Genomic DNA, 26,842 nt, shown 5'->3' with positions numbered 1-26,842 from the left:
CGCCCGGGGTGCCGGGGATGCCGGGGATGCCCGGGGTTCCGATGTCGCCCTGGGGTCCCTGGGTGCCGGGGATGCCGGGGTCGCCCTGTGCGCCCGGGGTGCCGGGGGTGCCGGGGATGCCCGGGATGCCCGGGGTTCCGATGTCGCCCTGGGGTCCCTGGGTGCCCGGGGTGCCGGGGATGCCCGGGTCGCCCTGCTCACCCTGGATGCCCTGTGCGCCGATGTCGCCCTGGGGGCCAGGGCCGCCCGGGTCGCCCTGGGAGCCCTGGGTGCCGGGCGTGCCCGGGATGCCCTGCGAACCGGGGTCGCCCTGGGGGCCAGGGCCGCCCGGGTCGCCCTGGGAGCCCTGGGTGCCGGGCGTGCCCGGGATGCCCTGCGAACCGGGGTCGCCCTGGGGGCCAGGGCCGCCCGGGTCGCCCTGGGAGCCCTGGGTGCCGGGCGTGCCCGGGGTGCCCTGCGAACCCGGCGAACCCGGCGAACCCTGCGGACCGAGGCCGCCCAGGTCGCCCTGGGTGCCCTGCGGGCCGATGTCGCCCTGAGAGCCCTGCGGGCCGAGGTCGCCCGGGATGCCCTGGGGGCCTACCGAGCCGGGGTCGCCCTGGGAGCCCTGGCTGCCGGGTGTGCCGGGGATGCCCTGGGTTCCGGGTCCGCCCTGGGGGCCTACCGAGCCGGGGTCGCCCTGGGAGCCCTGGCTGCCGGGTGTGCCGGGGATGCCCTGGGTTCCGGGTCCGCCCTGGGGGCCTACCGAGCCGGGGTCGCCCTGGGAGCCCTGGCTGCCGGGTGTGCCGGGGATGCCCTGGGTTCCGGGTCCGCCCTGGGGGCCTACCGAGCCGGGGTTGCCCTGGGAGCCCTGGCTGCCGGGTGTGCCGGGTCCGCCCTGGAAGCCCTGGAAGCCGCGCACTCCCTGCGAACCCTGCGTTCCGGTGTTGCCCTGTCCGCCCTGGAAGCCCTGGAAGCCGCGTGGGCCCTGGGTTCCCTGCGGGCCCTGGTTACCCTGCGTTCCGGTGTTGCCCAGTCCGCCCTGGAAGCCCTGGAAGCCGCGTGAGCCCTGGGTCCCCTGTGGCCCCTGGTTACCCTGCGTTCCGGTGTTGCCCAGTCCGCCCTGGAAGCCCTGGAAGCCGCGCGGGCCCTGGGTCCCCTGCGGGCCCTGGGGGCCCTGGGGGCCCTCGTCGAAGAAGTCGAAGTCCAGTGGGATCTCGGAGTGCAGGCTCACCGCCCCGTTCGGTCCCGGTACCCCGGGGCTTTCGTGTACGACCGGGTTAGCGCTGGCGGCGATCGCCTGGCCGACCCCCATCGGGCCGAGCAGACCGCTTGTCGCTGACGCCAGGAAGACGGCTCTGACAACAGCTCTGTTCAAAGAGCTTCGATTCATGGTGACTGACTCCACTTGCTTGAATAAACAGATGTCCTGATCGGCGGAAGAACCGCTCGCTGTCTGGCTGGGTCGTGATGACGCCACGGCACGCAACCACCGCCCGACCACCCGGTGTCGTTGAGGACAGGATCAACCTGCCTGGAGGCAACGGCGTGAACAGGGTGCTCCAGAATGGTGACCCGTCGCTGATGGGATCGCACCGAGTGAGGACCGGACTCGGTGCGGTCGGTCGGACCGCGGGTACTCGAGAAGTGGTGGAACTCGGTGGCGGGGTCCAGGTTCTGTGCTGGACGGCGGAGAGTCGGCCGGATTCGGATCAGGTGAATCCGCCGCTTCTTGAACTGCGGGTGGATCTGAGAGTGTGGATCTGACGGGCGCGGGCCTGGAACGGGGAGACAGCGGGACTGGTCGCTTTACGTAGCCCGCGTGGAACGGGCCCGTCGAAGAGCCCTGCGCGCGGGTCATTCCCCTCCTTTCCGGCGTATCGGTCGCCGCTCACGTTCTGGGTGACCTCCGTCAGCACCCGCCGATCAGTAGCTATCCGCCCGGTCAGGTCCTCGGTGCGCAACGGACGTTCCCGGCGAATTTTTTCCCGGCGAGTGCTGCCCTAACCGATATCAGAGCGAAAGATCAACACCTATGCGGCGCGCCGGCCGATAATCGGTGGCGGGATCCACTTGCGCGGAGGGGGAGGCGCGCTCGCCCAACTACTCGCCGGTGTGCCGGTGCGTGTCGTCGGACGGCCGCCATGTGATTTTTCCCGGGCCCTGCGAAGAAATGGCCGAGGTGGAGACGTGATGGTCGTTCGTCCGACTGTGACCGCTGCCGAAGGGTCCGGCGAGGCAGGCCGGCCCGCCGATGAAGGCGCGGCGACCGGGCGTGTCGACGGGGAGGGCTCGTCGCGTCATGTGAACCCGTCCGGGAATCGCGATGGCACGGACTAGCCCGGCGGCTGGTCGCCCGCCCCGGCGGTTGCCGGTAGGGCTGTTTTCCCGGCCGCGGGTCCGACTCCGGCGGCTTTCTTGATCATGGCCGCCAGTCGGCGCATGAACTCCTTGTCGACCGGCTCGTTGATGGCGCAGACACGGGTGACGAGGGTCGAGAGCATGCACTCGGCGAGCATGGAGACGTCCGCGGCGGGGTCTATCTCGCCCCGCTCGACCGCGCGCCGGAACGGAGCGAGGACGAAGGCCATGTCGCGCCGGGCGGACTCGTGCAGACCGGCGCGCAGCGGTTCGTCGTTCGCCGTCACCCGGGTCTTGAGCAGGGCCAGCGTGGTGGGGTGGTTGAACACCCTGAGCAGGCCGTCGCAGAGCTTCTCGAGGTCCCGGTCCCAGCTGCCCTCGTCCGGGCGCGGCAGCGCCGCCGACTCCGCGGCGACGAGAACGTCGCGGACGAGGTCCGCCTTGCTGGCCCACTGCCGGTAGAGCGTGGTCTTGTGGACTCCCGCGGCGGTGGCGACGTCCTCGATGCGCAGCGCCTCGTAACCCACGCTGCCGAGTTGGGCGCGGACGGCCGCGAAGACGTCCCGGCGGACCCGTTCGGTCAGGCCGCGGGGCCGGCCCCGGCCTCGCGGTGCCTGCGCGCGTTGGTCGCCGTGCGTGTCGGGTTCCGGCTCCGTCATGTCCACTCCGCTTGACCCGCGCACCCGCGCCGGGTGGGCGGGGTGATCGGCCACCGCCCGGATCGTATCCGGCGGTCCGGGTCCCGCCGGAGCGGGGGCCGATGCCGGAACCGGGCCGTCGAAACCGGGTCGGACTGGGTGCCCCCGCTGTTCCGGCGGCTGAAGAAGTCCTTCGGGCAGAACGGGCACGCCTGGGCGCAGGACCCACGGGACACCTTCCGGGAACACGTCTGGGTCGCGCCGTTCCACGAGAGCGACCTGGCTGAGCTCAAACGCCTGATCGGCGCCGAGCGCATCCTGATGGGCTCCGACTGGCCGTACGTCGAAGGACTGGCCGAGCCGCTGTCGTTCACCGGGGATCTGGAGGAGGCCGGCTTCGACAGCGGCGAGATCGAACGCGTGATGCGGACGAACGTGGCGGCCCTGGTCGGCGTCTGACCGCAGGCCGTCTCCCGCCGACGTCGAAATCGAGAAGGGGCTGGTCGGCTGCCGCGGCGACGCGGCCCGGCTCGCCCTGCCGACCTGGTGCTGGTCACCCGGCACGGCTGTGAGCCGTGGACCGACCTGGCGGTGAAGCTGCTGCTCAAGTGGCCCAACCTGTACTACTCGACGGCGGCGTTCGCGCCCCGGTACTACCCCCGCGAGATCGTCGAGTTCGCCAACACCCGTGGCGCGGACAAGGTCATCCACGGCGGCTACTTCCCGATGGGGCTCACCCTCGACCGGATCATGAAGGACATGCAGGACGTCCCGTTCCGGGACCACGTCTGGTCGAGGTTCCTGCACGAGAACGCCCGGCGCGTGCTGCGCCCCGACGACTGAGCCGCAGCAGCCCGAGTCCGGAGATGCGGAAGAAGGGTCCGACGAGCAGCGAGACCGGGGGGCCCTGCGCGGCCGGTGCCGCGCCGGAGACCACCTCGACGGCGCCGCGCAGCGCGGTGTCCAGCCCGAAGTTGAGTTGATGAGCCCGCGGTGGCTGACGAGCGCGCCCTTGGGCCGTCCGGTGGTTCCGCTGGTGAACAGGATCGCGGCGGCGTCGTCCTCGTCGAGGTCGGGGGCGTCCGCCCCGGGGCCGGTGGACCGGCTGACCGGCTGGCCGTCGGCGGCCGCGAACAGCGCGGCGAACGACGTGGCCGGGATGTCGCCGGCCGAGGCCGCGGACGGCTCGTGGGTCCCGGCGGGCCCATGGCTTCCGGTGGGCTCGTGGGTCCCGGTGGGCCGGGCGAGCCGGGGTCCGTCCGCGACCAGCAGGTGGGGCTGGGTCAGTCCGAGCCCGTAGGTCAGCTCCGGCGCGGCCCACCAGGCGTTGAGACCGACGACGACCGCGCCCATGGTGATCACCGCCCACATCGTCAGCGCGTGTTCCGGACTGTTCGCGCCGGCGAGGGCGACCCGGTCGCCCGGTCGCCCGGCCGCCCGGTCGCACGCCGTGCCGGCGGCGCAGCACCGCGGCCAGGGCCGGGACGCTCCGCGCGGCCTCGGCATAGGTCAGCCGCCTGACGGGCGCCCCAGGCCGGGCCCGGCCGCGGGGTCGGGCGTGGCGCGGGTCGGGCGGTCAGGGTCGGGCGGGGGCGGCCACGATCGGGTTGCGGACGGTGCCCACCCGCTCGATCCACACCTCGACGACGTCACCCGGCACCAGGTAGCGGGGCGGCCTGCGGATGTAGCCGACCCCGGCGGGGGTGCCGGTGATCAGGATGTCACCCGGGTTGAGGGGCACGGTACGGCTCACGAACGACAGGATCCGGCCGATCGGAAAGATCATGTCGCTGGTGTCACCGTCCTGCACGATCTCGCCGTTGACCCGGGTGACCAGCCGCAGGCCCGCCGCCGGGTCACCGACCTCGTCGGCCGGCACGACCGGCCCCATCGGCCCACTGCGGTCGGAGTTCTTGCCCAGCGTCCACTGCGCCGAGGCACCCTGGGCGCGGCGGGCGCTGAGGTCGTTGAACACCGCGTAGCCGAACACACCGCGCAGCGCCGTCTCCTCGTCGACGTCGGTCAGCGCGGATCCCACGACGACGGCGAGCTCGCCCTCCCAGTCCAGGCCCCGTTCGCCCGGCGGGACGGGGACCGGGGTGCCGTCCACCGTCAGGGAGGCGGTCCACCGGGCGAAGATCGGTGGCTTTTTCGGCAGGTCCAGCCCGGTCTCCGTGGCGTGCGCGTGGTAGTTCAGTCCCATGCCGAGGATCCGCGCCCCGGCCGGTACCGGCGGGGCGAGCTCGACGTCGGCTAGAGCGGTTCCGACGTCGTGGAGGTCGTGCCCGCCGGCGGTCAGCCGGCGCGCCTGGGCCGTCCAGCCGGCGAGGTCCGCGTAGAAGTCGTCGACCTCCGCGAGGCGGGCGACCCGGAGAGGTTCGTCCCCGGCCAGCTCGTCCCCAACTGGTGCGTGCCCGTCGGCACCGAGCACCAGGCCGACCACGACGCGCCGACCGTCGCGCACTCCCACGAACCGCATCGGACCGCCCCTCCGCACTCCCCGGCTCGGCCACCGGCCACGCCGGCCGGGCCTTCGGCATTGTGCACCAGGGGCGGGGCGGTCAGGCGCCGACGGCGATGACCTTCGTCTCCAGGTACTCCCCGAAACCGGCCAGGCCCATCTCCCGGCCGATCCCGCTCTGCCGGTACCCGCCGAAGGGCATGTCCGGGCCGAAGAACTCCCGCTGGGCGATCGCCGAGTCCGGGTCGACGTCCACGAACAGGGTGGGCTCGGTGTAGGACCCGTTCGGCAGGTGGGCCGGGACGCCGCCGCCGAAGAGCTTCTGCCCTCCCGCCCGCCGAGCTGGACCGGGTCGAGGACGCGCTGCCGCTGCCGGGCGCTGATCTGCGGGCCCATGAGGTTGCCGGGGTCCTTCGGGTCGCCGTAGGGGAAACCGGCCAGCGCCTCGCTGACGGCCGCGACCGCCATCGGGACGACCGCGCCCAGGTCGGCGTCCTCGCAGACGAGCTGGGCGGACTTCCCGCCAGCTCGAGGAACGTCTTCTACTCCAACTCCAACGCCTGGGCGGAGGGGCTGGCACGGGGTCGACCAGCTCGGCGAGGACGGCGCGAACCCGAACTACGAGGCGATGGTCCGCCGGTTCGAGGCGCGTTTCGGACGGATCACGTCGTCCACCTCCGGCCGGCCCGAGCGCGGCATCTCGGGGCGGTCGACGTCGTGCGCGAGCAGGTAGGCCATGGTGCCCAGGGTCGAGGTGACGGTGGCCCCGGTCCGGTTCATCTCGGGCCAGAAGTTCGAGACCGAGAACCGGCGGTGGACCGCCGAGCGGCCGCCGAAGACCAGTGCCCCGACGACCGCGGTCACCAGCGCGTTGTAGTGGAACATCGGCAGTGGGGTCCACAGCACGTCGCCCGGGGTCCGGCCCCAGCTGAGACCGATCCGCTGGGCGAGCACCTCGTGGTAGTTGTGGCTGAGCATGCAGCCCTTGGACAGGCCGGTGGTCCCGCCGGTGTGGACGAACGTCGCCAGGTCGGACGGGGAGCGGTCGCCGTCCGCCGGCCGGGATAGGGTCGTCCGACCGGATCGAGGCCAGCGGCGACGTCGTTCGGTGCCCGTCGGCCTGGAAGGAGACGGGTGGAGCCCGCGAGCGAGATCGAGCCGAAGGCGCGCCGGGCCGCCTGGTCGGGTCGCGGTCCCGAGTCCGCGCCCGGGAGCACGGCGAGCGCAAGCTGGGCGCGGTCGGCCGGCCGCACGAAGGGGTCACGCTGCGGGTGGTGGGCCCGGACGGCACCGAGCTCGGCACGGACACGTCGGGTGAGCTGTACGTCCGGACCCCGGCGGTGTCGGCCGGCTACGCCGACGGGTCGGGGCTGGGCGACCGGGTCACTCCCGACGGCTGGTCCCGCACCGGCGACGTCGCCCGGATCGACCCCGAGGGCTTCCTCTGGATCGAGGGCGGCGTCTCTGACATGGTCAACGGAGGTGGCCTGAAGGTCTTCCCGGCCGAGGCCGAGGAGGTGCTGCGGCTCGCCGCCGGGGTCGCCGACTGCGCGGTCGGCGGCGTCCCGGACGACCGGCTGGGGGAGGTGCCCTGGGCCTTCGTGGTTCCCGTGGACGGCGCCCAGCCCGTCCCCGACGCCCTCGCCGCGCTGGCGCGCACCCATCTCGCGCCGTACAAGGTGCCGGTCCGGTTCGTGCTGGTCGACGAACTGCCCCGGACCGAGGTCGGCAAGGTCCGCGCGGTCGATCTCGTCGCGCTCGCGACGGCCGGGTGACACCACGGCCCGGCGTCTCGGCGGCCCGGCCGACAGGCGCCCCGACGGACGGCGCCCCGACGGACGGTGGCTCGACCTACAGGAGGACTCATGCGTGAGGCGGTCATCTGTGAACCGGTGCGTACCGCGGTCGGGCGCCACGGCGGGGCGCTCGCGGCGCTGAGCGCGCAGGCGCTCGGCGCGGCCGTGCTGCGCGGCCTGCTGGACCGGACCGGCCTACGGTCCGCGGACATCGACGACGTGATCTTCGGGTCGTGCTACCCGACGATGGAGGCACCCGCCCTGGGCCGGGTGGTCGCGCTGGACGCCGGCCTCGACGTCACCGTCGCCGGGCTGCAGCTCGACCGCCGCTGCGGATCGGGCGTGCAGGCCGTCACCACGGCCGCGATGCAGGTCCAGACCGGCGTCGCCGACGTCGTGATCGCCGGGGGAGCGGAGAGCATGAGCAACGCCCCCTTCTACTCGACGGAGATGCGCTGGGGGGCGCGCGGCGGCGCCGTCACCCTGCACGACGCCCTGGCCCGCGGCCGGGTGACGGCGGGCGGGGTGAACTTCCCCGTCCCGGGCGGGATGATCGAGACGGCGGAGAACCTGCGGCGGGAGTACGAGATCTCGCGCGCCGAGCAGGACGAGTTCGCGCTGCGGTCGCATCAGCGGGCGGTCGGGGCCCAGACCGCCGGCCGGTTCGGGCCCGAGATCGTCCCCGTGTCGGTGCCGGGCCGCAAGGGGCCCACCGTCGTGGACGTCGACGAGCACCCGCGCGCCGACACCACGCTCGCCACGCTCACGGCGCTGCGCCCGATCATGGGCCGGACCGATCCGGAGGCCACGGTCACGGCGGGCAACTCGAGCGGGCAGAACGACGGGGCGTCGGCGTGCGTCGTCACCCACCCGGAGGCGGCGGCGCGGTTGGGCCTGCGTCCGCTCGCCCGGCTGGTGAGCTGGGCGGTGGCCGGTGTGGAGCCGGCGCGGATGGGGATCGGCCCCGTGCCGGCCACGGCGAAGGCCCTGGAACGAGCGAATCTCAAACTCGCCGACATCGACCTGATCGAGCTCAACGAGGCCTTCGCGGCGCAGGTGCTCGCCTGCGTCCGGGAATGGGGGCTCACGACCGCCGACCTGGACCGGCTCAACGTCAACGGCTCCGGGATCTCGCTGGGGCATCCCGTCGCGGCGACTGGCGGCCGGATCCTGGCGACCCTGCTGCACGAGCTGGAACGCCGGGACGCCCGGTACGGGCTGGAGACGCTGTGCATCGGCGGCGGCCAGGGGATCACCGCGATCTTCGAGCGGGTCGGCTGAGCGGGGGCGGGGCCGCCTCGTACCAGGGCGGCCCCGCCCGTCGCGCCCGCCCGCCGCTCAGCCCGCGCCGGCCGTCACCGGACGCCGGCGTCGCGCAGCAGCTGGCGGGCGATCACGATCTGCTGGATCTGGCTGGTGCCCTCGTAGATCCGGAACAGCCGGGCGTCCCGGTAGAAGCGCTCGACCGGGACGCCGCGCATGTAGCCCGCCCCGCCGTGGATCTGTACCGCCCGGTCGGCGACCCGCCCGACCGCCTCCGAGGCGAAGTACTTCGCGCACGAGGGCCCGATCCGGGTGTCGCTGCCGTCGTCGAAGCGCGCGGCCACGTCGACGACGAGCGCCCGCGCGGCGTAGAGATCGGTGGCGGAGTCGGCGAGCAGGCCCTGCACCAGCTGGTGGGTGCCGATCACGCCGCCGCCCTGCACCCTCGTCGCGGCGTAGGACACCGACTCGTCGACCAGCCGCTGGGCCAGCCCGACGCACAGCGCGGCGATGTGGATCCGGCCGTGGGCCAGGCAGCGCATCGCGGTCGCGTAGCCGCGGCCGACCCCGGCCTCGCCGCCGATCACCGCCGACGCCGGCACCCGCACCTCCGTCAGGAGGACGTCGGCCGTCCACGCGCCCGCCTGGCCCATCTTGTGGTCCTTCGGGCCGACGCTCAACCCCGGCGCGCCGCGTTCCACCATGAACGCGGTGATGCCGTGCCCGCCCTCGGCGTGCGGGTCGGTGCGGGCGAAGACCATGAAGACGTCGGCCAGCGGCGCGTTGGTGATGAAGCGCTTGGCACCGTCGATCACCCACTCGTCGCCGTCGCGGCGCGCGGCCGTCGCCAGGCCCGCCGGGTCCGAGCCGGCGTTCTCCTCGGTGAGCGCGAACGAGGCCGTCCACTCGCCCGAGGCGATCAGCGGCAGGTAGGCCTTCTTCTGCTCCTCGGTCGCGCCCTCGAGCAGGACGTGGCCGGCGATGCCGTTGTTGGTGCCGAACATCGAGCGGAAGGCCGGCGTGGTGTAGCCCAGCTCGAAGACGAGCCGGGCCTCGGCGCTCATGTCCAGCCCCAGACCGCCGTACTCCACGGGGACGGCGAACCCGAACAGGCCCATCGCCGCGGCCTCCCGGCGCAGGTCGGGCGGGATCGCGTCGGTCCGTTCGATCTCCGCCTCCGCCGGGACCACGCGCTCGCGCACGAAACGCCGGGTCGAGGCGATGACCTGCCGCACATCATCATCGAGCACGAGATCTCCATCCAGGTCCGGTCCGCTCAGAACTTCGCGATGCGGGGATCTTCCCCCGGCCGCGGGGGAGGTGCCGCGAGGTCGGCTAACCGATGGGGAGCAGCCGCGCGACCCGCTCGCGGTGCTGCGCCGGGTCGCCGAACATCAGCCGGGCGCTGGACGCCCGCTTGAAGTACAGATGGGCGGGGTGCTCCCAGGCGAAGCCGATCCCGCCGTGGATCCGGATGTTCTCCGCCGCGGCGTGCGGGTAGGCGTCGGAGCAGTAGGCCGCCGCGAGGCTGGCGACCAGGGGCAGCTCCGGGTCGCCAGCCGTGGCCGCCGGCCGGACCGAGCAGCCGGGCGGCCACCCCGTCGAGGTCCGACCGGGCCTGCCGGCGGGTCTGGTCCAGCGTCGCGAGCGGGGTGCGCCGCAGCCCGGTCGCCGTCGCGTCGAGGGCGAACAGCCCGGTTCCGGCCGGTGTGCGGGCCGCGATCACCAGCAGGTCGGCGGAGCACCCGTCGAGCACGAACATCTTGGTACCGTCCAGGCGCCACCCCCCGCCGGCCGGCGTCGTCCGGGTCCGCACGGCGTCGTCCGCCCGGCGGCCGTCCGCCTCGATGACGGCGAGGGTGGCGATCCGCCGGCCGGCGGCGAGGTCGGGGAGCGGCTCGGCGCAGGCGGCGGTGTCACCGGTGGCGAGGATGGCCTGGGCCACCGTCACCGTGGTGAGGAAGGGCCCGCAGAACAGGCCCCGGCCCATCTGGGCGCGGACGGCGCTCTCCGGCGACGAGTCCTCGAGGAGGAGCGGACGGCGGCGCGCAGCTCCTCGCGTTCCTCGCTGAACGGCAAGCTCATCGAACCTCCCGAACGTGGTGTGCCCGACTGGCGACGAATTCACGGTATTGATCGATTCTGCTCGACATGGTACTGCTGAAAAAGACGTCCACGCACCCGATGTTGACGAGAGGGGCGCCGGGAGGTCGTCGACCGTGAACGCCGGGGTTTACACGCACGAGTTCATCGACATCAAAGGCGCGAACCGCGCGAACTACGTCCACCATATGACGGCGAACTGGAGCCCGATAGCGCAGGAGGAATGTGACCAGCTGTGCTACGGGGCGTGGGGGGCGTGGGCACGACCGGCCGGTGGCCACAGGTCGTCAACCTCTGGGAGGAGGACGGTTTCGACGGGCTGGCCGCGGGTCTGCGGCATGAGACGTCGAGTGCTTCGTTCCAGGACCCAAAGCTGGAGAAATGGTGGCAGGAGGCCGCCGAGTACCGCTCCGGCGGATTCGAACGTGTACTGGTTCCCGCACTGTGGTCCCGAACGATCTCGGAGCTTTGCGTGGCGGGTGTGCGGGGGGAGGTCTATGCCCATGAGATGGTCAGGGTTCCGCGCGGCACGGCGGTGAGTTTCCTGTCGATCCTCGCGGAGGAAGCGGTTCCCCGCTATGCGGCGCATGGCTGGGAACTCGTCGGCGCATTCAGGACGGCGTTGGCCGACGACGCGGAGTGTGTGCTCGTCCGAGCGATCCCGAGCTGGGAGGCCTGGGCGGAGCTGGAGAAGGCGGTGGACACGCCCGGATCGCCCGCGGAGACGTGCTCACCCTCGTCTCCCGTCCCGCGGCGGCGGGGCCGCGGGAGCCCGTGCCGGCGGCGTCGGCCGCCGACCTGGCGATCCTGGTGGCGGACGCCCGCCGGCGCGGCGCGGGCGTCCTGAGCGTCCGGCTCGGGTTCGACCCGGCTGATCCCGTCGACCCGGCTGATCTCGTCGGTACCGCCGATCTCGTCGGCACTGCCGATCCCGTCGGCACCGCTGCCGGCGTCGGGGATGACCCGTCCCTGGCGGGCCGCCTGGCCGCTATCGACGCCGGCAGTGGCAGTGGCACCCCGCGCCCGGCGGTGCGGCACCGCGCAGACCTCACCACCGCGCTGGCCCGGCCGGGTGTGCGCGCGCTAGAGGTGCCCGTCGACTTCGCCCCGACGGCCGCGCTGGTCGACGTGGGCGGCCCGCTGGTCGCCTGGCCGGCGGGGAGCGCCACACGCGAGAATCGGTTACCGGGAATCGGGGACATGGCCGTTGGAGGCCGGCGCCCGGCCGGCCCCGGCCCCTGCAGCGGCGGCGGCGGCGGGTCGAGCACACCGACGTGCGACGGACAGGATGGTTGTCATGGATATTTCCGGAGTCGGCATCTGGAGCCAGCAGCTGCGATGGGGGGACCCGGCCGAGCTGGCCGACGCGGCGGCGGAGCTGGAGGAACTGGGCTACCGCGCCCTGTGGATCCCCGACGTCGGGGGCCCGGTGTTCGAGGCCGTCGAGGCACTGCTGACGGCGACCCGCTCTGTCACCGTGGCCACCGGCATCCTCAACCTGTGGATGCACAGCCCGGCGGACACGGCCGCCGGCTACGCCACGCTCACCGCCGCCCACGGGGACCGCTTCCTGCTGGGCATCGGGGTCAGCCACGCCCCGCTGATCGACGCCTCCGAACCCGGCCGCTACCGCCGGCCGCTGGCCGCCATGACGGCGTTCCTCGACGGCCTGGACAAGGCCGACCAGCCGGTCCCGCCCGAGCGCCGCGTGCTGGCCGCGCTCGGCCCGAAGATGCTCCAGCTGGCCGGCAGCCGGGCCCGCGGCGTGCATCCCTACCTCGTGACCCCCGACCACACCCGGCTGGCCCGGGAGAGCCTGGGCACCGGCCCGCTCGTGCTCCCCGAGCAGACGGTGATCCTCACCACCGACGCCGACGAGGCCCACGCGATCGGCCGGGACTGGCTGCGCGGGTACCTGGGGCTGCCGAACTACGCGAACAACGTCCGCCGGCTGGGCTTCACCGACGACGACGTCGCGGACGCCAGCGACCGGCTCTTCGACGCCCTGATCGCCTGGGGGGACGAGGCGGCGATCCGGCGCCGGGTCGACGAACACCTGGCCGCCGGTGCCGACCACGTCTGCGTGCAGGTGCTCACCGCCGACCAGAAGGCCTTCCCGCGCGAGCAGTGGCGCCGGCTCGCTCCCGCGCTCCGGTAGGCCGGGCCCCACCGGCTGCCGGGCCGTTGTCCCTGGTCCGGGCACCGCCCGGCCCGCCGGGCGAGCCCGGTGGGCCGGGCGAGCGGTTCGCTCACCCGGCCGGTCGATCGATACGATCGACCGGCTGCGGCCGCCTCGGCGCCGGGTGACGCGGTGGGGGTGTCTCCTGCCCCGGCGCCGCACGTCGAAGGAGCCCGCAATACCTCCCCAAGGCCGAGCCGCGTCGACCCCGACCGCGACGGCGCGGCGCGGCCCGATCGACCGTCGCAGCAGCGGCGCCCAGGTGGCGGACCACATCCGGAACCTGATCTTCTCCGGTGAGCTGCGCCAGGGCGACCACGTCCGGCAGGACGAGATCGCGGAGGATCTCGGGGTGAGCCGGATTCCCGTCCGCGAGGCCGTCATCGTCCTCGACCAGGAGGGCTGGGTGACCAATGAGCTGCACCGCGGCGCGTTCGTCCACGGCCTGGACGAGAACTCCGTCCGCGACCACTACGGGCTCATCGGCCTGCTCTACGGCTACGCCGCGCAGCGCGCCACCGAACGGGGCGACGACGACGGGCTGGCCCGGGTCCAGACGGCCGAACGCGCGCTGCGGGCCGCGACCGGGCCCGGCGCTGTCCGGGACGCGAACGAGGCGTTCCTGCGCCAGATCTTCGCGCTCGCCCGGTCGTCGCGGCTGAAGGCGATGAGCCGGCAGACGAACGGCATCATCCCCGGCAACTTCTTCGAGCTGGTGCCGGGCACGATCGACCTGCAGAAGAAGGGGATCACGGCGGTCTCCCGAGCCGTGCGGGCGCGCGACGGGGAGCGCTCCAACGCGGCGTTCGTCGCCCTCCTCCAGCAGCACGGGGAGCGGGTCGTCGACCTGCTCCGGGCCCGCAACATCCTCTGGATCCCCGACGAGGCCGCGACGTCCTGACTCCCCCCGGGGGCCCGGCCGGGCCGGGTTCGGGGCCGGCTCTCAGCCGAGCGCCTCGGCGGCCCAATGCCGCATCGCCGGCGCCAGCAGCGGCCAGCGGACGAACAGGCCCCCGGCGCTCTTCTGCTCCGCCTGGCGGTCGAGGTACTCGCGGTCTCCCCACGGCGGCTCGACCAGCTGGGCGTTCGGCAGCAGGCCGGCCAGCGCCTCCGACGTCGCCCGCGGGTGGAAGGGATCACTCGCGCCGCCGCGGAACACGAGCGCCGGGACGGTGACGGCCCGCGCGAGCTCGTCCGGCAGGCCCGGTACCGGCTCGCCCGGCCGCGGGCAGTAGGCCGCCATCCACCGCTGCAGGGTGGCGAGGAAGGCATCCCGGTCCTGTTCGAGGACCAGGCGGCGGTTCCGCTCGTTGCCGTCGAGCAGCGGGGCCCAGTCGGGCAGCGCGGCGACCGCGTCCAGGCCGGACGTCCACGCGGCGGTGATGGCCGGCGTGTAATAGACGTTCGCGAGGATCATGAGTCCCATGACGCCACCGCTGATCCACCACAGGGACAGGCCGGCGACGACCTCGGGGTGATGCGCGGCGGTGAGCAGCGAGACGTGCGAGCCCACCGTGGCGCCGGCGAGCACCGCCGGCCCGAGGTCGAGTTCGGTCAGGAGCGCGGCGAGGGTGTCGGCCTGCATCCGCGGCTCGCTGGGGCCCGCCAGGCACACGTCGGACTCCCCGGTGTTCGGGCGGTCCCACAGCAGCACCCGGTCGCCCGCGTCGGCGAGGGCCCGGGCGAGCTCCGGCAGCCCGGGGGTCCGCCGGGTGAAGCGGCCACCCGGGGTCAGCACCCAGGTCCGCCCGCCGTCGCCGATCAGGTCGTAGCCGATCCGCAGGCCGTTGGCGTTCGCGTATGCCATCAAACGGACAGTAGTGGCAGCGCCCAGCCGGAGAAAGCGATCGCCCCACCGGCTGATCGGGCTGCCGCCGCGTACGTCCAGCGCGTAACCTTCTGCGGTGCCGAACCGGTCCCGCCGGCGGCCATCCGGACAGCGGCCACGACCGAGGCGGCCCCGCGGTCGTCGCGCCGGTACCGCCCGGCGAGGAGAGGAGTCACGGGCCATGGCGGCGTCACCTCCGGCCCGGCTCCGCGCGGACGCCCGCCGCAACCGCGACAAGATCGTGGCGGCGGCGGTGGTGGCGTTCGGGGACGACGGCCCCTACCTGCCCATGGAGGAGATCGCCCGGCGGGCGGGTGTCGGCGTCGGCACCCTCTACCGGCACTTCCCCGACCGGGACGCGCTGATCGTGGCGGTGGTCCGGGACAGCCTGGAGACCATGCTGGCCAGGGCCCGCGAGGCGGAGGCCGAGGAGCCGCGCGCCTGGGACGCCCTGGTGCGCACCATGACCGGCTCCCAGGAGCTGCGGCTCACACTGCGCATCCCGAACCTGTTCCTGCCGGTGACCGGCGAGGCGATCCGGGCGGACCCGGTGGTCATGCAGATCCGCGGCGAGCTCACCGCGCTGATCGACGGCCTCGTGCGCGCGGCGCAGCGGGAGGGCTCACTGCGCCCGGACGTCGGCACCGGCGACGTCATCCACCTGTTCTGGCTGCTGCTGCGTGGGCTGAAGGAGATGCCCGGCGCGCTGGCCGACGCCGCCTACGACCGGGCCCGCGGGGTGATCCTCGACGGTCTGCGCGCCCGGCCGGGCGGCGCGCTGCCCGGCCGGGCGCTGACCATCGGCGACCTCAACCCGCTCTGAGCGGAACGCGTGGACAGGCGGATGAGCGCCGGGCCCGTGGCACTCATCCGCCCACCGCGGGCCCGGCGTGCGCTCAGCTCGCGGTGATCGCCCGTTCGGGGCAGTTCGCGACGGCCTCCAGCACGGCCTTCTCGAACTCCGCGGGGACCTCGTCGACCTCGACCACGGCGTAGCCGTCCTCGCTGAGGGTGAAGACTTCGGGGCACAGCGTGCAGCAGGTGGAGTGCCCGCAGCAGCCGTCGGCGTCAACGGTGACCTTCATCAGATCTTGCTCTCTGCGAGGGTGAACTCAAGGTTGAGGTGCGTCAGCCCACGCAGGATGAAGGTGGGCAGGTAGCTGTACCGGCGGTCGTCCACGGGGCCGTGCACGCTCTCGGAGATCCGGATGTCCGTGGTGCGCTCGAGCAGCCGCTCGATGCTCGCGCGCGCCTCGGCCCGGGCGAGCGGGGCGCCGGGGCAGGTGTGGATGCCGCGGCCGAACGCCACGTGGTGGCGGGCGTTCGGGCGGGCGACGTCGAACACGCTCGGGTTCTCGAAGCGGCGCGGGTCGCGGTTCGCGGCGCCGTTGACGACCATGACCGTGGTGCCGGCGGGCAGGTCGACGCCGCCGACGGTGGTCGGTACCCGGGAGAGCCGGAAGTCACCCTTGACCGGGCTCTCCAGCCGCAGCGTCTCCTCGATGAAGTTCCCGACGCGCTCGGGCTCGGCCCGCAGCAGCTGCTGGAGCTCGCGGTCCTCGGCGAGGATCTTCAGCGCCGAGGAGAGCAGCCGGACGGTGGTCTCCTGCCCGGCCGAGAACAGGTTCGCCGCCACCCGGACCGCGTCGATGACCTCCGGGGTCGACCCGTCGGGGAACGTCGCCTGCGCCAGCCCGGTGAGGACGTCCTCACGCGGCTGTCGCCGGCGGTCCTCGATGTACTCGGTGAACTTGGTGTAGAGGAACTCCAGCGGGTTGTGCGCCATGTGGTCGTCGCCGGTGCTGCCGATGCCGCTCTCCTGCGGCTGGCGCTGGAGGCGGTCGAGGAACTCCTCCTGGTCCTCCTCGGGCACCCCCAGCAGGTCGGCGATCACCAGCAGGGTGAACGGCCCGGCGAAGCCGGTGATGAACTCGCCCTCGCCGGCGGCCAGGTACGGCTCCACCATCCGGTCGACGAGCCGCCACATGTGCGCCTCGTTCTCCTTGAGGCGCTTCGGGGTGATCAGCCGCATCAGCAGCGCGCGGTGGGCGGTGTGGGTCGGCGGGTCGAGCGTGGGGAGCTGGTCGTTCATCGGCAGCTCACCGCGGTGCCGCTCGATCAGCTCGGTGACGTCGTCACCCTCGAGCGGGACGGGGAAGCCGGGGAACGGCCCCGTCACCGAGACACACGAGGAGAAAGTCGCGGAATCGTGGAAAACCTCCACCGCTTCCTCGTACCCTGTCACCATCACCACGCCGTGATGATTCTCTCGCTGCACGGGGCACTTCCCCCGTAGCGCGTCGAGGTATGGGTACGGATCCGCGACGAGCTCTTCGTCGCGGAAGAAGTCCTTGGCCTCGAGGTCACTCACGGTCTGTGCCGCTCCCTTCGACGTCCTCCACGCCAGTCTTACACCGGCGTGAGGGCAAGACAAACGACCCGTCCGGCTAGGTACCGGCCCAATGGGGTGGGCCCATCGGGGTGGGTATGGCACGGATCGTAGTAGGCCCGACGGGACGGTGCGGCGGACGCCTGCCGCCTCAGCGCACCCGCACCGGGAGCGTGGCCAGCGCGCGGTGGATGAGGCTGGGCAGGTAGACCAGCTCCGACTCGTCGACGGCCAGCTCCAGCGCGCTCGTCCGGTGGACCAGCGCCCCGATGGCCGCCGCCGCCTCGATCCGGGCGAGCGGGGCGCCCAGGCAGAAGTGGATGCCGACGCTGAAGCCCAGGTGCCGGCGGGCCGGGCGCGGGCCGTGGTAGCGGGTGATGTCGAACCGGTCGGGGTCGGTGAACGCCGCCGGGTCGCGGCCGGCGGCGGCGCTGATCAGCAGGACGCCGTCGCCGCGGGCGAACGTGCGCCCGGCGAGCTCGGTCTCCCGGCACGCGGTGCGCATGGTGAACTGGGTCGGCGGGTCGTAGCGCAGCACCTCCTCGACGGCGGAGGGGAGCAGCTCCGGCCGGGCGCGCAGCAGCGCCAGCTGGTCGGGGTGGCGCAGCAGCGAGAGCACCGCCGACCCGACGTAGTTGATGGACGTCTCCATCCCGGCGACGACCAGCAGCGACGAGACGCCGAGCAGCTCGAGCTCGCTGAGCGCGTCGTCGCGGTCGCGGGCCGCGGCCATCCGGCTGACCAGGTCGTCGGTGGGGTTCTCCCGGCGCCGTGCGATCAGCTCTTCGAAGTAGGCCTGGAAGTCCTGGGTCGCCTGCCGGCGCGCGACGAGCTCGGCCTCGGTGAGCAGGTTGTCGGGGTCGGTGCCGCGGGCGATCGCCAGCGCCCAGCCGCGCAGCGACGCGCCGACGTCGTCCGGGACGCCCAGCAGGTGGCCGAGGGTCGCGCTCGCGATCAGCGCCGCGTACCCGCCGATGACGTCGAGGCTCCCGGTGGCCAGCGCGCCGTCCACCAGCCGGTCGGCGAGGGCCTGGATGCCCGGCGCCATCCGGTTGACGATCCGCGGGGTGAACGCCTTGTTGACCAGCCCGCGCAGCCGGGTGTGGTCCGGCGGGTCCATCCGCAGGAACGAGCGCGGGGCGCTGGCGGCGCCGTCCCGGAACGGGCTGATGCCGGCGTCGTAGCCGTGCACCCAGTCGTCGCTCTGCAGCACCGCCTCGCAGTCGGCGTACCGGGTGAGCACCGTCACCGGGATGTCGCCGAGCAGGAACGGGCACAGCGGCCGAGCCTCCCGCACCCGCCGGTAGACGGCGTACGGATCGGCCTTGTGGGCGGGATGGAACGCGGTGAACTCCACCGGAGCGGACTCGGTGGTGACCTCTGCGGCGGACATCGCTCTCCACTCCTGCGTCGGCGCGGCGCGTGCGGCCGCGCCCGCGCGCCCGGATGCACTCACTCCGCGGCACGCACGATGCAGGACGGCGCCGCCCGGGAACAGCGTCCCGTGTCGAGTCCAATCGGACGATTGCGTCCCGCCGGCAGCCGGCAGCCGGCAGCCGGCAGCGAGCGGTCGGCGGTCGGAGGTCGGCGGCGGGCCGTGGGCCGTGAGTCGCCGTTGATGGATCGATGCGAGTTGCCAATGGGGCTCGCCAGCCGCGCCCGGCCGGGGTCACGATGCAGCGCGACGACTCGTTGGTCGACACCGACGCACCGGGAGACCGCCGACCATGGACCGAACCTTGGACCGGGACCGCACCACCGACACCGTCGTCGTGGCCGACCCGCCTGACCGGGCCCGGCGCCTGCGGGATCTCGCCGATCTCGTCGAGCACGGGCTGCGGGCCGGCATCGGCGTCGGCCACTCCCTCGGCGTCCTGCTCGCCGAGCTGGGTGACGGCTCCTCGACCTGGACGCTCACCCCGTCGCCGGCCGCGGCGAACGCGATGATGACCGTGCACGGCGGAGTCATCAGCACCCTGATGGACACCGCGATGGGCAGCGCGGTCTACACCCGGCTGCCCGCCGGCGTGCTGTACACGACGCTGGAGCTGAAGGTGAACTTCGTCCGGCCGGTCGCGCTGGACGGCGGTCTGCTCACCTGTGTCGCCACGGCCGTCCACGTCGGGCGCCGCACCGCGACGGTCGAGGCCCGGGTCACCGACCCGGCGGGCGCCCTGGTCGCCCACGGTTCCTCGACCTGCCTGCTGTTCGAGGTCGCCGGCCCCGCCGCCGGGCCGAGCACGGCGCCGGCCGCGGAGCCGAGCACGGCGCCGGCCGCAGAGCCGGCGTGACGAGCCCGATGACGAACGCGCCACACGCCGCGCCGGCCGCCGCCGGCGCGGCGCCCGAGCCGGCGGCGGCGGTCACGCAGGCGGTGGTCGAGTCCTTCGACCCGGCGTGGCGGCACGACCCCTACCCCGCGTACGCGACGCTGCGCCGGGCCGGCGTGTTTCTGCCGGGCCCGCTGCCCGGCACCATGCTCGTCCCCGGCCACGCCGAGTGCGCCGCGATCCTCGCCGACCCGGTGTGGAGCCACGCCGAGGAGTCGGAGCTGCTCCACCCGGACAGCGACGTCGAGCTGCCCGGCTCGTTCCTGTGGATGGAACCGCCGGACCACACCCGGCTGCGCGCCCTGGTGAGCCGGGCGTTCACCCCGCGGACCATCGAGGCGACCCGCCCGCTGGCCCGCCGTGTCGTCGACGGGCTGATCGACGACGCGCTGGCGGCCGGGGAGCTGGACCTGATCGAGGGGCTCGCCTACCCGCTGCCACTGACCATGATCTGCGAGCTGCTCGGCGTGCCCGCCTCCGAGCACCCCGCGGTGCGCCGGATGTCGGCCGGGATCGCCCGTGGGCTCGACCCCGACGTCCTGCTCTCCCCGGACGAGCTCGCCGCGCGGACCGCCGCGGTGGAGGAGTTCCGCGAGTTCTTCGGCGCGCTCGTCGCCGCCCGCCGGGCCGACCCGCGCGACGACCTGATCAGCGCGCTCGCCCAGGTACACGCCGAGGGCGACCGGCTCACCACGACCGAGCTGCTCGGCACGCTGCTGATCCTCGTGGTCGCCGGGCACGAGACGACCGTCAACCTGATCGGCAACGGGGTGCTCGCGCTGCTGCGCGACCCGGCGCAGCTCGACGCGCTGCGGCGCGATCCCGGACTCGCGCTGCCCGCGGTGGAGGAGATCCTGCGCTTCGACGCCCCGGCGCAGGTGACCACGCGCACCGCCCGGGCGGAGGTGACCGTGGCGGGCCGGACGTTCAGTCCCGGCGAGGCCGTCATCTGCATGCTCGGCTCGGCCAACCGGGACCCCCGCGCCTTCGACCGGCCCGACGAGTTCCTCGTCGACCGCTACGCGGGCGGCGCGCGGGTGAGCCGCCACCTCGCCCTCGGGATGGGCCTGCACTACTGCCTGGGCGCCCCGCTGGTCCGACTCGAGGTCGGTGAGGCGCTGCGGGGCGTCGCCACCCGGCTGACCGGGATGACCCTGCTGGCCGACCCGCCGCCGTACCGGCCGAACATCGTCGTCCGTGGGATGTCGTCGCTGCCCGTGCGGGTCACCGGCCGACCCGGTGGCTGACCTGGCTGACCTGGCCGGCCTGGCCGGCCTGGCCGGCCAGGTCGAAACCAGCCGAACCGCGGCCCGGTCCCGCCGGCACGGCAATTCCATGAATTGAGGCGGAGAACACAATTCCGCGCTGGATTGCCGCAATGTGAACGGTCGTGGGTCGTCCCGGTGGTGATCGCCCGCAGCACCCTGTATTCCGAACAATTACTCACGCCTTACTCCGACTTCATCGCCCGTTAGCCGTGCTGGCTAGACTGGCCGATTGGGGGATTAGGGAGGAAGTTCGTGGAATTTCGACATCTGGTCTCATTCCTCGCCATCGCCGAAGAAGTGCATTTTGGTCGGGCCGCCCGGAGGCTGAACCTGACCCAACCCTCGCTGAGCCAGCATCTCGCCCGTCTCGAGCGCGAGGTCGGCGTGCAACTGGTCGCCCGCACCTCACGTGAGGTCCGTCTCACTCCGGCCGGCCAGGCCTTCCGGGGCGAGGCCAAGCGAATCCTCGAGCTGAAGCGCCGCACCCTCGAAATCACCCGTGACACCGCCGCCGGCCGCGCCGGCAAAATCAACATCGGCTTCAACCTGCCGGCCGGGCACCGGATCCTCCCGCCCACGCTGGCCCGCCTGCACAGCTCCCACCCGGGCCTGCAGCCACGGCTGTGGGAGCGGCGGACCGGGCCGCAGATCAAGAGCCTGCTCAGCGGGGAGCTCGACGTCGGCTTCATCTTCGGGCTGCCGCCGACCTCGAGCCTGCACTCGATGGAGGTGCTGCGGGTCCGCATCCTGGCCGTCGTCGGCGAGCACCACGAGTGGGCCGGGCGGGACCAGGTGCCGTTCTCCGAGCTGGAACGGCAGGGCTGCCTGCTGTTCCACCGGGCGCAGTGTCCGGCGCTGTACGACACGATCTCCCAGTCGGCCGACCGGGCCCGGATCAAGCTGCGGGTCGTCGCCGAGGTCGACGATCCCGGGGCGAGCGCGCTGCTGGTGACCACCCGTCCGGTGGTCGGCTTCGCGTCCCGGGAACGCGCGTCGGGAATCGCCGGATCACGCGCCGTTCCACTGGTCGACCCCGTTCCAACGCTGCCCGTCCATGTCGTGTGGCGCCCGCCGCGCACCCGGCTGGTCGAAACGCTCCTCGCCAGCCTGGAAAGCGCGGCCGGCGACTGGGAATCCGCCGAAACCCCCGACGAGAACGTCGATTGGGCGCGGGGGTGGGGGCGATCGGACATCCCGATGGCCGCGCCCACGGCGGGCCGCCCGGCGGTGAACGCCGTTACCGTCGCAGGAAATCGCCTGAACTAGGCACCGGTCCGAAGAGGGATTTCCGTCGGAGGTCGTCTGTGTCCTCGTCCCCGTCCCCGTCCACCGCGGATCGAACCGGACAGCGGCAGACGCTGACGCTGACGGTCCGCGCCCGCCGCCACGTCGCGCAGGATGTCGTCTGTTTCGACCTGGCCGATCCGACCGGCGCGGCCCTGCCGTCCTGGACGCCCGGCGCGCACGTCGACGTCACGGTCCGGCCGGGGGTGGTGCGGCAGTACTCGCTGTGCGGCGATCCGGCGGACCGCCACCGCTGGCGGATCGCGGTGCTGCGCGAGGCCGCCGGCCGTGGCGGCTCGGCGCACCTGCACGACCGGGTCGGCGCCGGCGCGCTGCTGTCGGTCGGGCACCCGCGCAACGCGTTCCCCCTGGTCGCCGCGCCGCGTTACCTGCTGGTCGCCGGCGGGATCGGTGTCACCCCGCTGCTGCCGATGATCGGCGAGCTCGCCGCGCGCGGCGCCGAGTGGCGGCTGCTCTACGGCGGGCGGCACCGCGCGGCGATGGCCTTCGCCGACGACCTCGCCCGCCACGGCGACCGGGTCGTCCTGCACCCGCAGGACACCCACGGGCTGCTGCCCCTCGGCCCCGTCCTGGACGGCCTGCGCGCCAGCGGCGAACACGAGGAGACGGCGGTGTACTGCTGCGGGCCCGAGGGCCTGCTCGGGGCGGTCGAGGAGCACTGCGCGGGATGGCCCGCCGGCGCCCTGCACGTCGAGCGGTTCCATCCCGCCGAGCCCGCCCACCGGGACACCGACGGCGCCTTCGAGCTGCGGCTGGCCCGCAGCGGGCGGGTGCTGCGGGTCGGGCCCGGGCAGTCGGTCCTGGAGGTGCTGGAGGCGGCCGGGGCCGCCGTCACCTCCTCCTGTCGCGACGGTACGTGCGGCACCTGCGAGACGCCGGTACTCGAGGGCGGGGTCGACCACCGGGACACCGTCCTGACCCCGGCCGAGCGCGCCGGCGGCCGGACGATGATGGTCTGCGTCTCCCGCGGCGTGGGCGGAAGTCTCGTCCTGGACATCTGAAAGACACCCCGAGGATTCCCCCCGCTGTTTTCCAGGTTGTTCTGTGCGATCCGCGATTAATTCCGTTAATCGATTCATCCGAATGTGTGATTGGCCTTCCCTGAAAACTTGTTCCGCTCATATTCTGCAGCCGCCGGACCAGGGCTCTGACCAGGGAGGACGGCCGGCACAAATGCCGATGGGGCGACCCGTCCCAGGTATGTGGACGGCGGAACGTCAGTGCTGTGTCGGGGAGGAGCCACCACTGTGGGCAGGATCGAGCTCGACGGGCTGACGAAGCGATACGGCGACGTCGTCGCCGTGGACGGCGTCAGCCTCGACATCGCCGACGGCGAGTTCCTGGTGCTGCTCGGCCCGAGCGGCTGCGGCAAGTCCACCCTGCTGCGGCTGGTCGCCGGCCTGCTCACCCCGTCCGGTGGCCGGGTGCTGCTCGACGGCCGGGACATCACCCACGCCCCGCCCGCCCGGCGTGACCTGGCGATGGTCTTCCAGAGCTACGCCCTGTATCCGCACCTGACCGTGGCCCGCAACATCGGCTTCCCGCTGCGGGCGGCCCGCACGCCCCGCGCCGAGGTCCGCCGCCGGGTCGAGGAGGTCGCCGCCCTGCTCGAACTCGGCCCGCTGCTCGACCGGCGGCCACGGGAGCTCTCCGGCGGCCAGCGCCAGCGGGTCGCCGTCGGCCGGGCGATCATCCGCGACCCGCGGGCCTTCCTGATGGACGAGCCGCTGTCGAACCTGGACGCCAAGCTGCGCCAGGCCACCCGGGCCCAGTTCCGGATGCTGCACGAGACCCTCGGCAGCACCGTCCTCTACGTCACCCACGACCAGGTCGAGGCGCTCAGCCTGGCGACCCGGATCGCGATGCTCGACGGCGGGCGCCTCGAACAGCTCGGCACGCCGACCGAGGTCTACGACACCCCGGCCTCGGTGTTCGTGGCCGGCTTCCTCGGTTCCCCGCCGATGAACCTGCTGCCGGCCCGGGTCGAGTGCCACGACGGCCGGGTGCGGGTGCGCGCCGAGGACGTCGAGGTCGACCTGTGGCCCGGCGAGGACGTCGCGGCCCGCGACGTGATCCTCGGGATCCGGCCCGAACACCTGCACCAGGTGGCCGCGGACGGCCCGAACGGCCTGACGGGCCCGAACGGCCCGGTGGGTCCGGGCCGGCTGCCGCGACTGCGCGGAGTCGTCCGGGCGGTGGAGAACCTCGGCGCCGAGGAGTCCGCGCAGTGCGCGGTCGGCGGCGCCCTCGTGCACTTCCGGGGCGCCCGCCCCCTCGGGCTGGCCGCCGGCCAGCCCGTCGCGCTCACCACGGCGCGCGACCACATCCACCTGTTCGACCGGCACAGCGGCCGGCGACTGGCCTGGCACCCGTTGGCGGACCACCGGCCCGCCGGCCACCGGGCCGGGGACGCCGAGCCGGCCGTGGCACTTCAGGACGGCATGACCACTCACCAAAGGAGCTCGACGTGAAACGACGGCGCTTTGCCCGGGGCGTGGCGGCCGCCTGTGCTGCCGCGCTCGCCCTCACCCTCGCCGCCTGCGGCTCCGACGACGGCGACGGCGCGGCCGGGACGTCCACCGCCGGGGTCGTGCCCGAGCTGGGGCCGGACCAGAAGGTCTCGATCGTCTTCGAGAGCTACAACCTCGCCCAGCCCGGCCCGTGGACGGACACCTTCAACGGCCTGATCGCCGACTTCGAGAAGGCCCACCCGAACATCTCGGTCACCGCGCAGAAGCCGCAGTCCTCCACCCTGAAGGGCTACGGCTCGGCGGCGACCGCCAGCATCCAGGCCCAGCTCGCCACCGGGAACGCCCCCGACGTCGCCCAGCTCACCTTCGGCGACCTCGGCTACACCACGACCGCGCTCGGAGCGAAGCCGCTCGACGACGTCGTCGGGCACGACGCCGTCCAGGCGAACTTCGCCGGCACCCACCCGTTCGCGCCGACGGCGCGCACCCTCGGCGACGTCGACGGCAAGACCTACGGCGTGCCGTTCGTGTTCTCGACCCCGGTGCTCTACTACAACGCCGACCTGTTCACCAAGGCCGGCCTCGACCCGGAGAAGCCGCCGACGACCTGGGCGGAGTTCAAGACCGACGCGCTGGCCATCAAGGCGAAGACCGGCAAGGACGGCGGGTACATCGACTGCTTCACCAAGGTCTCCGGCGACTGGTGCTACCAGGCGATGGTGGCCTCCAACGGCGGCTCGGTGCTCTCCGCGGACGGCACCAAGCTCACCTTCGCCGACGCCCCCGCGGTGCAGGCGGTCGAGATGGCCCAGGACCTGGTCAACTCGGGCGCCAGCCCGAAGCTCTCCCAGGACCAGGCCTACCCGGGGTTCGCCCGCGGTGAGATCGGCATGATCCTCGAGACCAGCGCGGCGCAGGGCACCTTCATCAAGGGCGCCGGCGGCGCCAAGCCGCCGTGGACGCTGCGCGCCACCGTCATGCCGAGCTTCACCGGCAAGCCGGTCGTGCCGACGAACTCCGGCGCCGCGTTGTTCATGTTCGCCAAGGACCCGGCGAAGCAGCGGGCCGCCTGGGAGCTGATCACCTACCTGACCAGCGACGCGGCCTACACGCAGATCACCAGCAAGATCGGCTACCTGCCGCTGCGCACCGGGCTGCTCGACGACCCGAACGGCCTGAAGACCTGGGCGGAGCAGAACCCGCTGGTCCAGCCGAACGTCGACCAGCTCGCGAAGCTGAAGCCGTGGGTGTCCTTCCCGGGCAACAACTACGTCCAGATCCGCACCGGGATGCTCGAAGCGGTCGAGAGCGTCGTCTACAGCGGCGCCGACCCGCAGAAGACCCTCACCGACGCCCAGAACCAGGCCGCGAAGCTGCTGCCCCGGTCCTGAGCGTCCGCCGGCTCCGTCTGTTCCACCCGCGTGCCCGTCCCGCCCGCCGTGCCTGTCCCGCGCGGCGGGCGGGACGCCGTCCGCACCGACCTGCCGTAGCGACCTGGAGAAAGGGCGATGAGCGGAGCCTTCGTCGAGATCGACGCGTTGCCCCGGCCGGCGGCGACGGCCGTCCCGGTCGCGGCGGCGCGGCCGTCACCGGCCCGGCGGCTGGCGCGCGCGCTGCCGCCCTACCTGTTCCTGCTGCCCGCGGTCGGCTGCCTGGCGGTGTGGACGTACCGGCCGCTGGCCGCCGCGGTGAACCTGTCGTTCTTCTCCTGGAACCTGCTGCCGACCACCCCGAAGGACCCCGTCGGCCTGGACAACTACCGCCGGCTGCTCGAACTGCCCGACCTGTGGCACGCCCTGTGGCTGACTGCCGCGATGACGCTGGCGCTGCTGCTGTTCACCGTCGTGCTGCCGACCGTCGTCGCCCTGTGGACGTCCGCCATCCGCGGCCGCGGCCGGGCCGTCTACCGGGCCCTGATCTTCGCGCCGGTCCTGGTCCCACCGGTGGCGGGCGCCGCGGTGTGGCAGTGGATGCTCGACCCGACCAGCGGCGCGGTCGACCGGCTGATCGGACATCCGATCAACTGGATCCACGAGCCGGGGCCGGCGCAGATCGCCATCGTCGTGATCACCGGGTGGCACCTGCTCGGCTTCGCCGTCCTCGTGGTCAGCGCCGGGCTGGCGGGCATCGACGACGAGTACACGGCGGCGGCGATGCTCGACCGGGCGTCGCGCTGGCAGACCACCCGGTGGATCACGTTGCCGCTGCTCTCGCCGACGCTGGTGTTCCTCGCGCTGATGACCGTGCTGATGTCCGGGCAGCTCACCTTCCCGCTCATCGACACCCTCACCCAGGGCGGCCCGGACTCGGCCACGACCAACGTCTACTACCTGCTCTGGGAGTGGGGCTTCCAGAACTTCGACGCCGGCTTCGCGGCCAGCGCCGGGTTGCTGTTCTTCGTCGCGTTCGGGGTGGTCGCCGTCGGGCTCGTCCGCCTCTCCGACCGGCTGACCTTCCACGACAACTGACCT

Annotated in this window: 24 protein-coding genes and 4 pseudogenes; 14 read left to right on the top strand and 14 right to left on the bottom strand. The window is 73.2% G+C overall.

The window, feature by feature from the left end; all coding sequences use genetic code 11:
* Both B056_RS43520 and B056_RS0107930 read right to left on the bottom strand, forming a co-directional pair.
* Window positions 1–1,213 (bottom strand): collagen-like domain-containing protein (locus tag B056_RS43520; protein ID WP_051105573.1); only part of this gene is annotated, 1,213 nt, incomplete at its 3' end.
* 1,102 nt (window positions 1,214–2,315) lie between these two features.
* Window positions 2,316–2,999, bottom strand: coding sequence for a TetR/AcrR family transcriptional regulator (locus B056_RS0107930; protein WP_035750686.1), 684 nt, complete (start codon window positions 2,997–2,999; stop codon window positions 2,316–2,318).
* A 138-nt stretch (window positions 3,000–3,137) separates the two neighbouring features.
* Between B056_RS0107930 and B056_RS0107925 the strand changes: the two genes are divergently transcribed.
* Entirely contained in the window at window positions 3,138–3,437 is a 300-nt protein-coding gene (locus B056_RS0107925) for an amidohydrolase family protein (protein WP_230202884.1), read from the top strand.
* A gap of 81 nt (window positions 3,438–3,518) precedes the next feature.
* Window positions 3,519–3,821 (top strand): annotated as a pseudogene (locus B056_RS0107920) (amidohydrolase family protein); the annotation flags it as partial.
* A 177-nt stretch (window positions 3,822–3,998) separates the two neighbouring features.
* Here the strand turns inward: B056_RS0107920 and B056_RS45975 are convergent.
* The 5 genes and pseudogenes from B056_RS45975 to B056_RS0107900 form a co-directional block, all read right to left on the bottom strand.
* Window positions 3,999–4,349: pseudogene (locus B056_RS45975) on the bottom strand (AMP-binding protein); the annotation flags it as partial.
* 205 nt (window positions 4,350–4,554) lie between these two features.
* Window positions 4,555–5,457, bottom strand: a complete 903-nt coding sequence (locus B056_RS0107910) for a fumarylacetoacetate hydrolase family protein (RefSeq protein ID WP_018501344.1) — start codon at window positions 5,455–5,457, stop codon at window positions 4,555–4,557.
* Window positions 5,458–5,539: 82 nt separating this feature from the next.
* Window positions 5,540–5,695, bottom strand: a complete 156-nt coding sequence (locus tag B056_RS44205) for an aldehyde dehydrogenase family protein (protein WP_018501343.1) — start codon at window positions 5,693–5,695, stop codon at window positions 5,540–5,542.
* Window positions 5,696–5,704: 9 nt separating this feature from the next.
* A pseudogene (locus tag B056_RS44200) lies at window positions 5,705–6,019 on the bottom strand (hypothetical protein); the annotation flags it as partial.
* Between the two features lie 38 nt (window positions 6,020–6,057).
* Window positions 6,058–6,489: pseudogene (locus B056_RS0107900) on the bottom strand (AMP-binding protein); the annotation flags it as partial.
* A 224-nt stretch (window positions 6,490–6,713) separates the two neighbouring features.
* Between B056_RS0107900 and B056_RS0107895 the strand changes: the two are divergent.
* Together B056_RS0107895 and B056_RS0107890 are read left to right on the top strand one after the other, a co-directional pair.
* Window positions 6,714–7,214: a class I adenylate-forming enzyme family protein gene (locus B056_RS0107895; RefSeq protein ID WP_020572380.1), complete on the top strand. Its 501-nt coding sequence runs from the start codon at window positions 6,714–6,716 to the stop codon at window positions 7,212–7,214.
* A gap of 90 nt (window positions 7,215–7,304) precedes the next feature.
* The gene (locus B056_RS0107890) at window positions 7,305–8,516 is read left to right on the top strand and encodes an acetyl-CoA C-acetyltransferase (RefSeq protein ID WP_018501340.1); all 1,212 of its coding nucleotides are present in this window, start codon (window positions 7,305–7,307) and stop codon (window positions 8,514–8,516) included.
* 74 nt (window positions 8,517–8,590) lie between these two features.
* Here the strand turns inward: B056_RS0107890 and B056_RS0107885 are convergent, their stop codons facing one another.
* The 3 genes from B056_RS0107885 to B056_RS42525 form a co-directional block, all read right to left on the bottom strand.
* Entirely contained in the window at window positions 8,591–9,748 is a 1,158-nt protein-coding gene (locus B056_RS0107885; protein ID WP_026239448.1) for an acyl-CoA dehydrogenase family protein, read from the bottom strand.
* A 26-nt stretch (window positions 9,749–9,774) separates the two neighbouring features.
* Complete coding sequence (locus tag B056_RS46360; protein WP_230202882.1) at window positions 9,775–10,626, bottom strand: acyl-CoA dehydrogenase family protein; 852 nt, start codon at window positions 10,624–10,626, stop codon at window positions 9,775–9,777.
* Window positions 10,627–11,177: 551 nt separating this feature from the next.
* The gene (locus B056_RS42525; RefSeq protein WP_018501338.1) at window positions 11,178–11,639 is read right to left on the bottom strand and encodes a hypothetical protein; all 462 of its coding nucleotides are present in this window, start codon (window positions 11,637–11,639) and stop codon (window positions 11,178–11,180) included.
* 259 nt (window positions 11,640–11,898) lie between these two features.
* Between B056_RS42525 and B056_RS0107870 the strand changes: the two genes are divergently transcribed.
* On the top strand, window positions 11,899–12,759 hold the full coding sequence (locus B056_RS0107870) for an LLM class F420-dependent oxidoreductase (RefSeq protein ID WP_018501337.1): 861 nt from the start codon (window positions 11,899–11,901) through the stop codon (window positions 12,757–12,759).
* A gap of 283 nt (window positions 12,760–13,042) precedes the next feature.
* Window positions 13,043–13,681 (top strand): GntR family transcriptional regulator, encoded by a 639-nt coding sequence (locus B056_RS35710; protein WP_018501336.1) that lies wholly within the window; start codon window positions 13,043–13,045, stop codon window positions 13,679–13,681.
* A 42-nt stretch (window positions 13,682–13,723) separates the two neighbouring features.
* On the opposite strand, the gene B056_RS0107860 is transcribed toward B056_RS35710, so the two are convergent.
* Window positions 13,724–14,587, bottom strand: coding sequence for an alpha/beta fold hydrolase (locus tag B056_RS0107860; RefSeq protein WP_018501335.1), 864 nt, complete (start codon window positions 14,585–14,587; stop codon window positions 13,724–13,726).
* 202 nt (window positions 14,588–14,789) lie between these two features.
* On the opposite strand from B056_RS0107860, the gene B056_RS0107855 reads away from it, so the two are divergent.
* The gene (locus B056_RS0107855) at window positions 14,790–15,431 is read left to right on the top strand and encodes a TetR/AcrR family transcriptional regulator (RefSeq protein WP_018501334.1); all 642 of its coding nucleotides are present in this window, start codon (window positions 14,790–14,792) and stop codon (window positions 15,429–15,431) included.
* 73 nt (window positions 15,432–15,504) lie between these two features.
* Here the strand turns inward: B056_RS0107855 and B056_RS0107850 are convergent, their stop codons facing one another.
* The 3 genes from B056_RS0107850 to B056_RS0107840 all read right to left on the bottom strand — a co-directional run bounded on the left by B056_RS0107850 (window position 15,505) and on the right by B056_RS0107840 (window position 18,390).
* A complete protein-coding gene (locus B056_RS0107850; protein WP_018501333.1) occupies window positions 15,505–15,693 on the bottom strand; it encodes a ferredoxin in 189 nt (62 codons plus the stop codon).
* A complete protein-coding gene (locus tag B056_RS0107845; RefSeq protein WP_018501332.1) occupies window positions 15,693–16,979 on the bottom strand; it encodes a cytochrome P450 in 1,287 nt (428 codons plus the stop codon). Before B056_RS0107845 ends, B056_RS0107850 begins: the two co-directional genes overlap by 1 nt.
* Before the next feature lie 169 nt (window positions 16,980–17,148).
* A complete protein-coding gene (locus tag B056_RS0107840; RefSeq protein WP_018501331.1) occupies window positions 17,149–18,390 on the bottom strand; it encodes a cytochrome P450 in 1,242 nt (413 codons plus the stop codon).
* A 334-nt stretch (window positions 18,391–18,724) separates the two neighbouring features.
* On the opposite strand from B056_RS0107840, the gene B056_RS0107835 reads away from it, so the two are divergent.
* From B056_RS0107835 to B056_RS0107800, 7 genes are all read left to right on the top strand, one after another.
* Entirely contained in the window at window positions 18,725–19,288 is a 564-nt protein-coding gene (locus tag B056_RS0107835) for a PaaI family thioesterase (RefSeq protein ID WP_018501330.1), read from the top strand.
* Between the two features lie 8 nt (window positions 19,289–19,296).
* Window positions 19,297–20,574 (top strand): cytochrome P450, encoded by a 1,278-nt coding sequence (locus B056_RS0107830; protein ID WP_018501329.1) that lies wholly within the window; start codon window positions 19,297–19,299, stop codon window positions 20,572–20,574.
* A 273-nt stretch (window positions 20,575–20,847) separates the two neighbouring features.
* Complete coding sequence (locus B056_RS0107820) at window positions 20,848–21,861, top strand: LysR family transcriptional regulator (protein WP_026239447.1); 1,014 nt, start codon at window positions 20,848–20,850, stop codon at window positions 21,859–21,861.
* A 38-nt stretch (window positions 21,862–21,899) separates the two neighbouring features.
* A complete protein-coding gene (locus tag B056_RS0107815; protein WP_018501326.1) occupies window positions 21,900–22,901 on the top strand; it encodes a PDR/VanB family oxidoreductase in 1,002 nt (333 codons plus the stop codon).
* A gap of 246 nt (window positions 22,902–23,147) precedes the next feature.
* Entirely contained in the window at window positions 23,148–24,371 is a 1,224-nt protein-coding gene (locus B056_RS0107810; RefSeq protein WP_018501325.1) for an ABC transporter ATP-binding protein, read from the top strand.
* Window positions 24,368–25,762 carry an ABC transporter substrate-binding protein gene (locus B056_RS0107805; RefSeq protein WP_026239445.1) on the top strand — a complete coding sequence of 465 codons (1,395 nt, stop codon included), beginning with the start codon at window positions 24,368–24,370 and terminating at the stop codon, window positions 25,760–25,762. The genes B056_RS0107810 and B056_RS0107805 overlap by 4 nt, the downstream gene beginning before the upstream one ends.
* Before the next feature lie 117 nt (window positions 25,763–25,879).
* Window positions 25,880–26,839: a carbohydrate ABC transporter permease gene (locus B056_RS0107800; RefSeq protein ID WP_018501323.1), complete on the top strand. Its 960-nt coding sequence runs from the start codon at window positions 25,880–25,882 to the stop codon at window positions 26,837–26,839.
* Window positions 26,840–26,842: the final 3 nt, after the last annotated feature.

The organism is Parafrankia discariae, assembly GCF_000373365.1.
Classification (GTDB): Bacteria; Actinomycetota; Actinomycetes; order Frankiales; family Frankiaceae; genus Parafrankia; species Parafrankia discariae.
This window is presented reverse-complemented; position numbering and strand designations above follow the sequence as displayed.

Excerpts from the sequence above, each read along its gene's own strand:
- B056_RS0107930 (WP_035750686.1), bottom strand. The coding sequence starts at position 2,999 with ATGACGGAGCCGGAACCCGACACGCACGGCGACCAACGCGCGCAGGCA.
- B056_RS0107910 (WP_018501344.1), bottom strand. The coding sequence starts at position 5,457 with ATGCGGTTCGTGGGAGTGCGCGACGGTCGGCGCGTCGTGGTCGGCCTG.
- B056_RS0107890 (WP_018501340.1), top strand. The coding sequence starts at position 7,305 with ATGCGTGAGGCGGTCATCTGTGAACCGGTGCGTACCGCGGTCGGGCGC.
- B056_RS0107870 (WP_018501337.1), top strand. The coding sequence starts at position 11,899 with ATGGATATTTCCGGAGTCGGCATCTGGAGCCAGCAGCTGCGATGGGGG.
- B056_RS0107860 (WP_018501335.1), bottom strand. The coding sequence starts at position 14,587 with ATGGCATACGCGAACGCCAACGGCCTGCGGATCGGCTACGACCTGATC.
- B056_RS0107855 (WP_018501334.1), top strand. The coding sequence starts at position 14,790 with ATGGCGGCGTCACCTCCGGCCCGGCTCCGCGCGGACGCCCGCCGCAAC.
- B056_RS0107850 (WP_018501333.1), bottom strand. The coding sequence starts at position 15,693 with ATGAAGGTCACCGTTGACGCCGACGGCTGCTGCGGGCACTCCACCTGC.
- B056_RS0107840 (WP_018501331.1), bottom strand. The coding sequence starts at position 18,390 with ATGTCCGCCGCAGAGGTCACCACCGAGTCCGCTCCGGTGGAGTTCACC.
- B056_RS0107835 (WP_018501330.1), top strand. The coding sequence starts at position 18,725 with ATGGACCGAACCTTGGACCGGGACCGCACCACCGACACCGTCGTCGTG.
- B056_RS0107830 (WP_018501329.1), top strand. The coding sequence starts at position 19,297 with ATGACGAACGCGCCACACGCCGCGCCGGCCGCCGCCGGCGCGGCGCCC.
- B056_RS0107800 (WP_018501323.1), top strand. The coding sequence starts at position 25,880 with ATGAGCGGAGCCTTCGTCGAGATCGACGCGTTGCCCCGGCCGGCGGCG.